Genomic DNA, 10398 nt, shown 5'->3' with positions numbered 1-10398 from the left:
GTCGCTCATGCCGCTGCCGCGGTCGGCGACCTCGATGCGTGTCTCGCGCGCGCCCTGCGCCACGCCGAGCTCGATCGCGTCGGCGGGCCCGCCCGCCTCGTGCGCGTTCTTCAGCAGGTTGATGAGCACCTGCTCGACCTGCGCGCGGTCGAACCAGCCCGGCTGCGCAGGTTCGACGCCCGCGACGCGGAACGGATAGTGGCGCGCGAGACCGGCGAGGAATGGGCCCCATTCGACGCGCTCCGGTCGCGGCAGCGGCAGCTTGGCGAAGCGCGCGTACCCGGAGATGAAACCTTCGAGGTGGCGCGTGCGCTCCTCGATCGTGTCGAACACGATGCCGAGGCGGACGGCGTCGCCGAGGCGCGCGAGTTCGCGCCCGGAATGCGACAGCGAGCGGATCGGCCCGAGCGAATTGTTGAGCTCGTGGCTGATCACGCGGATCACCTTCTTCCAGGTCATGACTTCCTGGCGCGCGAGCTCGCGCGTGAGGCGCTTGATCTGGTAGAGGCGATGCGGCCTCCCTTGCAGCTTGAACTCGCGCTGCGACCGGTGGAAGGTCTCGTCCTCGTGCTCGAACGGCACGCTGAACAGGCTGTCGCCGCCGCTCGCGATCGCGCGTGCGAGCGGCGCCGGCGCACCCGCGACGAGCGCATCGAACCGCTCGCCCGCGAGCGTTCGGCCCTCGTTGAGCAACTGGCGCGCCGACAGGTTCGCGTAGACGACGTGGCCGCCCGGCTCGACCAGCACGAGCGCCGTCGGCGTGTTCTGCACCACGGTGTCGAGCAGCAGCTCGCGCTGGAACAGGTGCTGGCGCTGCTCGCGCAGCACGCGGCCGAGTTCGTTGTGCGCGGCGACGAGCTCGCCGACTTCGTCGCCGCGCCGCGTGGCGATCGAAAAGCTGAAGTCGCCGTCGCGGAACGCCACCACGCTGCCCGACAACGCGCGGATCAGCGAGGCGACCGGGTGCGCGAGCTGGCGCGCGAAGGCGAGCGCGGGCAGGCCGAGCGCGAGCACGGTCGCCGCGGCGCCGTACCACGGCGACGCGAACCAGACGGTCGTCCACCCCGCGATCGCCGCCGCCGCGACGACGGCGGCGAACAGGGCTGCAGCGAGTTTGCCTTCGAGCGAAACGAGGCGCATGGGAGGGCTGGGCTCAGGGCTGGGGCTGGGCGATTATCGCCTTGCACAGGTGCGCGCGCCGCGCGGCCGTTCGGGCCGCGGGCGAAGCACGAGTCGACGGCGCCTGCGCCTTCCGCCCTGCACGTGCGAAGCGCGAGAGGCCGCCCTCGATCGACAGGCGCCGCGCTGCGACGCCCTCAGCCGTCGGCCCTCAGGCCTGCCTTCTCCATGCGCCGGTACAACGCCTGGCGCGACAGTCCGAGCTCGGCCGCCGCCTGGCTGATCACGCCGCGCGCGTTGCGCAGGGCGGTTTCGATCGCCTCGCGATCGGGCTCGGCGTCGGCGGCGATGCGCCCGACGCTGCGCGCCGGCGCGAGACCGAGGTCGCGCGCGGTGACGACGCCGTTCTGGCACAGCAGCGCCGCGCGCTGGATCGCGTTCTTGAGCTCGCGCACGTTGCCGGGCCAGGAATGCGCGGTCAGCGCGCTGCGCGCGCTGTCGTCGAGCACGGCCGCGCCGGCGAGGAAGTGCTCGGCGAGCGGCACGATGTCGTCGCTGCGTTCGGCGAGCGGAGGCAGGCGCAGCTCGATCACGTTGAGGCGGTAGTAGAGGTCCTCTCGGAAGCGTCCCTCGCGGATCATCGCGGCGAGGTCCGCATTGGTCGCGCTGATCACGCGCACCTTGACCTTGCGCGTGCGGCTCGAACCGAGCCGCTCGAACTGGCCGCTCTCGAGCACGCGCAGCAGCTTGGCCTGGCCCGCGAGCGGGAGGTTGCCGATCTCGTCGAGGAACAGGGTGCCGCCGTCGGCGATCTCGAAGCGCCCTTCGCGCGCGCGGTTCGGCGCGCCCGTGTAGGCGCCCGCGTCGGCGCCGAACAGCTCCGCCTCGATGAGTTCGGACGGCAGTGCGCCGCAGTTGACCGTCACGAACGGCCCGTCCCTGACCGACGAATTGGCCTGGATGATCTCGGCGATGCGTTCCTTGCCCGCGCCGTTCGGGCCGGTGATGAGCACCGGGATGTCCGCGCGCGCGACCTGGCACGCGAGCTCGATCACGCGTTCGGTCGCGGCGGACGCGAACACGAGGCCGCGCAGGTCGTACTTCGCGTCGAGCGCCTTGCGCCGGCGCCGGCGTTCGTCGCGGAAGCGCGCGACCTCGCGCGTCGCCTCGGACAGTTCGAGCAGGTTCTCGACCGTCGCGACGAGCTTGTGGTCGTCCCACGGCTTGGCCTGGTAGTCGGCCGCGCCGGCCTTGACCAGCTCGACCGCGGTCTCGAGGTGCGTCCACGCGGTGAGCAGCACGATCGGCAGGTCCGGATAGCGCTCGCGGATCGCGCGGAACAGCGCGATGCCTTCCTCGCCCGAGGTCGTGTCGGCGGTGAAGTTCATGTCCTGCACGACGAGGTCGACCGGCTCGCGCGCGAGCACGGCGAGACCCTCCTCGGGCGATTGCGCGGTCAGCGTGCGGATCTCGCGCAAGCCGAACAGGAGGTCGAGCGAGGTACCGACCGCGGGGTTGTCGTCGATCACGAGGACCGTTCGCATGGATTCGTGCTGGGAGGTCGGGTCGCACATCCGCCGCTTGGATGCGGCGGAAGGCGAAAAGGTTGCGTGGAGGTGAAGGCAGTATGGGTCGATCCGGACACGCCGTCCAATCGCCGGCGCGGGACGGCGCGGCGCCGTCGGCGCCGCGCCGCGACAACGATGTCTTCAGCCGCTGCGCGCCGCGCCCTTGCCGGCCTTGACCGACGCGATCCACGCGCTCACGCGCGCATCGAGCACGTTGAGCGGCAGCGCGCCGCCGCCGAGCACGGTGTCGTGGAACGCGCGGATGTCGAAGCGGTCGCCGAGTTCCTTCTTCGCGCGCGCACGCAGGTCGAGGATCTTGAGCTGGCCGAGCTTGTACGCGAGCGCCTGCGCCGGCGTCGAGATGTAGCGATCGGTCTCGGCCTGGATGCTCGGCTCGTCCTCGGAGGAGTGCTCGCGGAAGAAGTCGATCATCTGCTGGCGCGTCCAGTGCTTGTAGTGCACGCCGGTGTCGAGCACGAGGCGGTCGGCGCGCAGCAGCTCGTCGGAGAGGTGGCCGTAATAGCTGAGCGGGTCCTGGAAGAAGCCGAGCTCCTCGCCGAGGCGCTCCGCGTACAACGCCCAGCCCTCGATGTAGGCGGTGTAGCCGGCCTGCTGGCGGAACGGCGGCAGGCCCGGCAGCGTCTGCGCGATCGAGATCTGCATGTGATGACCCGGCACGCCTTCGTGGTAGGCGGTCGTTTCGATGTTGGTGGTCAGTCGCTTGCTGAAGTCGTAGGTATTGACGTAGATGCGACCGGGGCGCGAGCCGTCCGGCGTGCCCTGCGAGTACTCGGCGCCGGACGCCTCCTTCTCGCGGTATTCCTGCGTCGGCAACACCTCGACCTGGGTCTTGGGCAGCAGGCCGAACAGCTCGGGAAGCTTCGGCTGCATCTGCGCGATGTACTTCTTGTATAGGTCGACGATCTGCTGGCGCGAGGTCGCGTGCACCTTCGGATCGTTCTCCAGCGCCGTGCGCATCGCCTTGAGATCCTTGTAGCCGAGCTTGAGCGCGATCTTGGTCTGTTCACCCTCGATGCGCTTGACCTCGGACAGGCCGAGCTCGTGGATCGCGGCCGGATCCATCGTCGTCGTGGTCATCTGCTCGACCGCGAAGCGATAGAGCTTGTCGCCGTTCGGCAACGCCCACAGGCCTTCCTGCGTGCGACCCTTCGGCGCATAGTCCTTCTCGACGAAATCGGCGAGCTTGCGGTACGCCGGCCGCACCTTGCCGTCGACCGCGGCAATCACCGCATCGTGCAGGCGCTTGCGGTCGGCCTCCGGTACGGTGTCGGCGAACTTCGCGACCGGCATGCCGAACACGCTCGCCTCGCCCGCGGGCTCGGCGATCGAGCGGCACTGGCCGACCACCTTCTCGAGCAGGAAGCGCGGCGGCATGAGCTTGTCCTTCTCGCCCTGCTTCAGGACCTCGATCAACGAATCGATCAGGTGCGGCACGCCGTCGAGGCGCGCGATGTAATCCTCGACATGCTGGGTGCTGTCGAACGGCAGCGCCGAGACGAACTGCGCGAGCTGCAGGTGCGCGCCGCTGAACTGGTCGATCGGCATCTCGTAGGTCTTGAGCTCGAACGCCCGGATGCCGTCCTCGAGCTGGCGCACCATGAGTTCCTGGTTCAGGCGATCCTGCTCGCCGAACCCGGTCGTGTCGATCGCCTTGAAGCGCGCGAGGAACGCTTTCGCATCCTTGTTCTGCTGTGCGACATGGGCGAGCGAGTAGTCGCCCCACTTGTCGTTGTAGCGGTAGTCGCCGAGGATCGAGGCGAACTCGGGCGATTCCTTGAGCTGGTACTGCCATTGCTCGGCGAGCAGGTCGTCGAGCGCCTTCACGCGCGCCGCGACGTCGTCGGCGGCGAACGCGGATGGCATGAATCCGATGCCGATCGCGGCAGCGACGGCGAGCAGGGTGTGCGGTTTGCGCGACATGGGGAGAACTCCGAGGGAAGGTGCGCCGGCAGGAGCCGGCAGCCGCAACGGTCTCCAGGCGATGTCCGCACCGGAGTCGGACGCGATGGTGCGCGATCGTCGCGGCGATGGAATGGGCCGGAAGTCGCGGGCATCCACCGGGCCGACGACGCCTGTCGTCGGCCCGGCGCATCCGGCGCGCGGCATCCGGCGCGGTACCGGTCAGACGTTGCGCGTCGCCACCGCAGGAGGAACGCGCGAGGCGCGCAGCGCGGGTCCGAGCACCGCGAGCTGTCCGAGCGCCCACAGGCAGACGAACCCGACCGGCACGTAGTACCACGGCAGGCGCGGCGACTGGTATTGCTGCATCAGCCAGAGGCTGAGCGCGTAGGCGAGCACGCCGCCCGCGACGAGCCCCATCGTCGTGATGATGAAGTTCTCGGTCTGGAAATAGCGCAGGATGTCGAACTTCGTCGCGCCGAGCGCGCGCCGCGTGCCGATCTGGCGGGTGCGCTGCGCGACCCAGAAGCTCGCCATGCCGACGATGCCGAGCGCGGTCACCGCGAGCAGCGCGGCGATCACGGCGCCGAGGATGATGGCCATCGCGCGGTCGTTCGCGTAGGCCTCCCTGCGCACCTGCTCCATGCTGCGCAGCTTGCCGATGATGCGGCTCGGGTTCGCTTCCGCCAGCTTCTGCTCGACCGCCTTCATGACCTCGTCGCGACGGCCCGGCTCCGCGCGCACGACGTAGCGCGTGAAGTTTCCGTACGGCATGAAGTACGGGATGAACGTCGCGTGCTCGATGTCCTTGCTGCTGACCCAGGGCTCCTGCGTCTTCTCGACGATGCCGACGATCGTGCTGCGCGGATCGTCCTCGTCGAGGTAGACCTGCTTGCCGAGCGCGTCGCCGTTCGGGAACAGCTTGTCCGCGAGCGCCTTGGTGACGATGATCACGGGCGGCTGCACGCGCTGGCCCTGGTCGTGGTCCTCGATCTCGGCCGGCGTGAAGTTGCGGCCGGCGATGAGCTTCACGCCGAACGTGTTCAGGCCATGGTCGTCGACCATGTAGAACGTGGTGTCGGCCGTCGAGGTCTTCTGCTTCGCCTGCAGCGAGATGCCCGAACCCCAGCCGCCGTCGCTGAGCGGCACCGAGTTGGACGGACTCGCATCCGCGACGCCGGGGATCTGCCTGAGCAGGGCGAGGTCGGACTTCATGACCGCGCGCGCATCGTAGCCCTGGCCGAAGCCGGAGCTGCCGAACACGAACGTGTCGGCCTCGTTCATGCCGCTCGGGCGGTTCATGAGGTCGAGGCGCTGGCCGATGATGAACAGCGCGTTGCAGACGATCGCGAGGGTGAGCGCGACCTGCAGGCCGATCAGGATCATCGACACCTTGCTGCGCATGAGCGCGGAGAGGATGGGGCGGATTTCCATGGCTTTAGATCCGGGATTCGGGATTGGAGATTTCGGGATCGGAGAACGGCATCCCGGAACGGGCGCTCGCGCTTTCGCGAAGCCCCGGTCCGGGATCCCCGATCCCGGCCTTCACACCTTCAACTGCGCCGCCGGCTGCACGCGACACGCGCGCCAGGTCGGGTAAAGGCCCGCGAGCAAGGCCGCGGCGATCGCGAGCAGGATCGTCGTCGCGACCATCGCCCAATCGAGGCTCGCCACGGTCTTGTACTCGGTGTAGAGCGCGCGCACCGCGAGCAGACCGAGCCCTGTCAGCATGAGGCCGAGCACGCCGCCGGTGAGGCCGACCACGCCCGACTCGACCAGGAACTGCGTGAACACGTCGCGCCGGCTCGCGCCGAGCGCGCGGCGCAGGCCGATCTCGCCGGACTTGCGCGTGAACTTGGCGAGCAGCAGGCCGATCGTGTTGACGAGGCAGACGGCGAGGAACGCGAACGCGAGCCCGGTCTGCACCTCCATGTCGCGCGAGACGACCTTCTGGTCCTTCATCCACCCGGTCACGTCGAGGAGGCGGTTGTTGAGCGGGCGCGGGAAGCGGCCGAGCTTCTTCTGTTCGCTGACGTAGCTGTCGAGGAACGACTTGTACTCGGCCAGCCGCGCGGGCGAATCGAGCTGCACCCACATCTGGATCCAGACGCAGTCGGAGGCGAGGTAGGCGTCCCAGCCGTCGCCGGACGACTTCCAGCAGCTGTTGTTGCCGCTCGAGCGCTGCTTGAGGTCGATCGCGGTCGTGAAAGGCATGAAGAATTCGTCCGGATCGGCGAACGCGCCGTTGGTGAGGTCGTAATAGCGCGAGCGCAGGTTCCACTTCTCGAGCACGCCGACGACGGTGTAGTCGATGCCGTCGAGGCGCACGTTCTTGCCCGTGCTGTCCTGGCCGCCGAACAGCTTCTCGTTGATCGCGTCGCCGAGCACGACCACGCGCGCGTGGCTCTCGTCCTGGTCGCGGTTCCACGGTGCGCCATACCTGAAGCGCGGCTCGAACATCGCGAAGAAGTCCGCGTAGGTGACGCGCGCGAGCGCCTGGAACGGCTTGAGGTCCTTGTTGTCCGGCTGCACCGGCAGCGACAGCTTGAACATCGCCGCCTGCTTGTCGGCCCTGGCCGCCTTCATGAGCGCGACCGCGTCCTGGTAGGTGACCTGGTCGGGCGGGCGGCCGTCGTCGTAGTACGGCTGGTCCCCGCTCCAGTTGTCGAGCTGCACGTAGTGGAGCTTGTCGCTCTTCCACGGGATCGGATTGCTGCCCATGAGGTGCAGCACCGTCAGCGTGGTCATGCTCGCGGCGATGCCGAGCGCGATGCCGGCGACCATGAGAGCGGTGAGGATCGGGTTGCGCCGGAGGCTGCGCAGGCCCAGCTGGAGGTAGTAGGCGAACATGCGCGGTCCTCCTCAGGCGATCGCGGCGGCGGCGGTATCGCCGTCGCGCACGGAACGGCGCAACGTCGGCTCGTCGTCGAAGTCGGTGACCTGGCCGTCGATGACGTGCACGTTGCGGTGCGCGCGCGCCGCGAGTTCCGGATCGTGCGTGACCATCACGATCGTCGTGCCCTGCCGGTTGATCTCCTCGAGCAGCTCCATCACGCCGCGCGCCATGAGCGAATCGAGGTTGCCGGTCGGTTCGTCGGCGAGCAGCAGGCGCGGGGAACCGGCGAGCGCGCGCGCGATCGCGACGCGCTGTTGCTGGCCGCCCGAGAGCTCGGCGGGATAGTGCTTGATGCGCGAGGCGAGGCCCACGCGCGAGAGCGCCTCCTCGATGCGCTTCTTGCGGTCGGCCGCGCCGAAGCCGCGGTAGCGCAGCGGCACGTCGACGTTGTCGAACAGGTTGAGGTCGGGGATCAGGTTGAAGCTCTGGAAGATGAAGCCGATCTTCTCGTTGCGAAGCCGCGAACGCGCGTCGTCGCCGAGGCCGCGCACCTCGACGCCGTCGAGGTGGTATTCGCCGCCGGTGAACTCCTCGAGCAGACCCGCGATGTTGAGGAAGGTCGTCTTGCCCGAGCCGGACGGGCCGGTCACCGCGACGAACTCGCCTTCGCGCACGTTGATCGAGAAGTCGCGCAGCGCGTAGGTTTCGATCAGGTGCGTGCGGTAGACCTTCTGCAGGTGGGTCATCTTGAGCATGGCGGTTCCTCGTCGTGGTTCGTCGGTGTCGCGTTCTGATGCGGAATGGAGGTGGTTAGTTGAGCGCGATCTTCTGCGCCCCCTTGAATTCATCGGTGCCCGAAATCACGATGCGGTCGCCTTCCTTGACGCCGCTGACGATCTCGACCGCGTTGAGGCTCGTCGCGCCGACCTGGATCGCGGTGCGCTCGGCGGTACCGTTGCGCACGACGTAGGCGACGCGTCCGGCGCCGGTGTCGACGAAGGGGCCGCGTTCGACCATCAGCACGTTCGGGTGTTCGTCCATGAGGATGCGCGTGGTGAGCTGCTGGTTCTGGCGCAGGCCGGCCGGCTTCCTGTCGCCGAAGCGGACGCGTCCGGTGACCTGGCCGTTGAGTACCTCGGGCGAGATCGCGCTGACTTCGCCCGCATAGCGCTCGCCGCCGTCCTGGATCTCCGCGGACATGCCGACGCCGAGGTCGTGCGCGAACACCTCGGGTACCTGCACCTCGACTTCGAGCGCGGTGAGGTCGACGACGGTGAGGATCGGCGCGCTCGCGGCCACGTTCGCACGCTGCTGCGCGATGAGCTGCCCGACCACGCCGTCGACCGGCGAGCGCAGCTTGAGTTCGTCGACCTGGCGCGCGAGGTCTTCCACCAGCAGCTTCTGCCGATCGAGCGCGACACGCTTGGTCTTCAGGTTGAACGCGAGGCTCTCGCGGTCGAGCTGCACGTTGTGCTGCGCGTTCGCCTCGGAGAGCTTCGCCTTCGCGAGCGAGTCCTTCGCTCGCAACACGGTCATTTCCGGCTGCGCGCCGCGCTGGAACGCCTTCTCGTTGCGCTCGACCTCGCGCTCGGCGGTCTGGCGGTCGATGACCGCCTGTTCGTACGCCATCTGCGAGGCGGCCTGCGCCTTGCGGTTGTCGATCGTCGCGCGCTCGACGTCGAGACCGAGGCTGTCGAGCGTGGCCTGTTCCTGCTTGAGGCGGTTGGTGAGTTCGGGCGAATCGACCTCCGCGACGACGTCGCCCTTGGCGACCTTGTCGCCCGCATGCACGTCGAGCGTGACGGTGCCGGCGGTGCGCGCATACAACGTCGGACTCACCGCGGCGACCACGCGCCCCTGCACCGACACATCGCGCACGAGCGTGCCGCGCTTGACCTCGGCGATACGCAGGCGCGCGCTGCTCGCCGACGAATCCGACGACATGAGGCGTGCCACCGTCGGCATGACGAGGCCGAGCGCGACGAGCGTCGCGAGGCCGAGCCCGACCCAGACGATCTGCTTCTTGCGGTTGCGCGGGGCGGCGATCGGGCGGTCCTGTGCCGAGGTGTCGCGGATCATCGGAAGCTGGCTCCATCGAAAGGGGTCTGGACCTTCTTCAGCAATGAGCATGCCAAACGTCAAAGCATTGAATTATATTGATAAATTGGCCGGACACCGCAGCGCGGACAGTGTCCAGCCGCCTCGCGGACACGGGCCGGACAGGCACGGGAACGGGGCGGGGGCCATGTACCGCCGCGGGATCGCGGGAACGGGCCGGCGGCGATTCCCTCGGTGCGCTCGCTCCTCTACGGGGTAGCCTGTGGGGAACTCCCGATTCCGCCCGCTTCCGGCCGACGCTGCGACCAAATGCCCACGACCCGCATCTGACCTCACCGTGAGCCCAGCCAGCTTCCAGATCGACGTACCCGACACCGTTCTCGCCCGTGCCCGGCGCGGCGAGATCGGTGCGCTCGAGCAGATCTACCGCGCGTTCGAACGGCCGTCCTACACGCTCGCGTTGCGCATGCTCGGCGACGCCGACCATGCGCGTGAAACCGTGCACGACGCGATGCTGAACCTGCTCGAACGCATCGGGCAGTTCCGCGGCGAGGCGCCGTTCTGGGGCTGGTTGCGCCAGATCGTCGTCAACCAGGCGCTCATGCGCCTGCGCAAGGAACGCGGCGTCGTGCTCGAGGAGCTGCCCGACGACGACGCGAGCGAGGGCCACGCGCCGCCGCCGTGGGCGCTCGCGGACGCGCGCCGGCTCGAACAGGCGCTCGGCCGGCTTCCCGCGCTCACGCGCAGCGTGCTGTGGCTGTACCACGTCGAGGAATACACGCACCAGGAGATTGCCGAGATGACCGGCAAGTCGGTCAGCTTCTCCAAGTCCCAGGTCGCGCGCGGCAGCAGCCGCCTGCGCGCGTTGCTCGAACCCGAACAGGAGGCGGCGCCATG

General features: G+C 68.8%; 8 protein-coding genes. 1 reads left to right on the top strand and 7 read right to left on the bottom strand.

Features of this window, described 5'->3' with window-relative positions; translation table 11 throughout:
• The 7 genes from VI238_RS00625 to VI238_RS00595 form a co-directional block, all read right to left on the bottom strand.
• Positions 1–1140: sensor histidine kinase (locus tag VI238_RS00625; RefSeq protein WP_331647397.1), on the bottom strand; the 1140-nt coding region annotated here is incomplete at its 3' end.
• Positions 1141–1316: 176 nt separating this feature from the next.
• Positions 1317–2663, bottom strand: a complete 1347-nt coding sequence (locus VI238_RS00620) for a sigma-54 dependent transcriptional regulator (RefSeq protein WP_331647396.1) — start codon at positions 2661–2663, stop codon at positions 1317–1319.
• A gap of 165 nt (positions 2664–2828) precedes the next feature.
• The gene (locus VI238_RS00615; RefSeq protein ID WP_331647395.1) at positions 2829–4628 is read right to left on the bottom strand and encodes a DUF885 domain-containing protein; all 1800 of its coding nucleotides are present in this window, start codon (positions 4626–4628) and stop codon (positions 2829–2831) included.
• Between the two features lie 201 nt (positions 4629–4829).
• Positions 4830–6041 (bottom strand): ABC transporter permease, encoded by a 1212-nt coding sequence (locus VI238_RS00610; protein WP_331647394.1) that lies wholly within the window; start codon positions 6039–6041, stop codon positions 4830–4832.
• Between the two features lie 111 nt (positions 6042–6152).
• The gene (locus tag VI238_RS00605) at positions 6153–7457 is read right to left on the bottom strand and encodes an ABC transporter permease (protein WP_331647393.1); all 1305 of its coding nucleotides are present in this window, start codon (positions 7455–7457) and stop codon (positions 6153–6155) included.
• 12 nt (positions 7458–7469) lie between these two features.
• Complete coding sequence (locus VI238_RS00600; RefSeq protein WP_331647392.1) at positions 7470–8198, bottom strand: ABC transporter ATP-binding protein; 729 nt, start codon at positions 8196–8198, stop codon at positions 7470–7472.
• Between the two features lie 55 nt (positions 8199–8253).
• A complete protein-coding gene (locus VI238_RS00595) occupies positions 8254–9522 on the bottom strand; it encodes an efflux RND transporter periplasmic adaptor subunit (protein ID WP_331647391.1) in 1269 nt (422 codons plus the stop codon).
• Between the two features lie 316 nt (positions 9523–9838).
• Between VI238_RS00595 and VI238_RS00590 the strand changes: the two genes are divergently transcribed.
• Positions 9839–10398 (top strand): sigma-70 family RNA polymerase sigma factor (locus VI238_RS00590; RefSeq protein WP_331647390.1); only part of this gene is annotated, 560 nt, incomplete at its 3' end.

Source organism: Dokdonella sp. (assembly GCF_036518555.1).
Lineage (GTDB): Bacteria > Pseudomonadota > Gammaproteobacteria > Xanthomonadales > Rhodanobacteraceae > Dokdonella_A.
This window is presented reverse-complemented; position numbering and strand designations above follow the sequence as displayed.

Bases quoted from the DNA above. Each gene is read 5' to 3' on its own strand.
- VI238_RS00600 (WP_331647392.1), bottom strand. From the start codon at position 8,198: ATGCTCAAGATGACCCACCTGCAGAAGGTCTACCGCACGCACCTGATC.
- VI238_RS00620 (WP_331647396.1), bottom strand. From the start codon at position 2,663: ATGCGAACGGTCCTCGTGATCGACGACAACCCCGCGGTCGGTACCTCG.
- VI238_RS00605 (WP_331647393.1), bottom strand. From the start codon at position 7,457: ATGTTCGCCTACTACCTCCAGCTGGGCCTGCGCAGCCTCCGGCGCAAC.
- VI238_RS00595 (WP_331647391.1), bottom strand. From the start codon at position 9,522: ATGATCCGCGACACCTCGGCACAGGACCGCCCGATCGCCGCCCCGCGC.
- VI238_RS00610 (WP_331647394.1), bottom strand. From the start codon at position 6,041: ATGGAAATCCGCCCCATCCTCTCCGCGCTCATGCGCAGCAAGGTGTCG.
- VI238_RS00615 (WP_331647395.1), bottom strand. From the start codon at position 4,628: ATGTCGCGCAAACCGCACACCCTGCTCGCCGTCGCTGCCGCGATCGGC.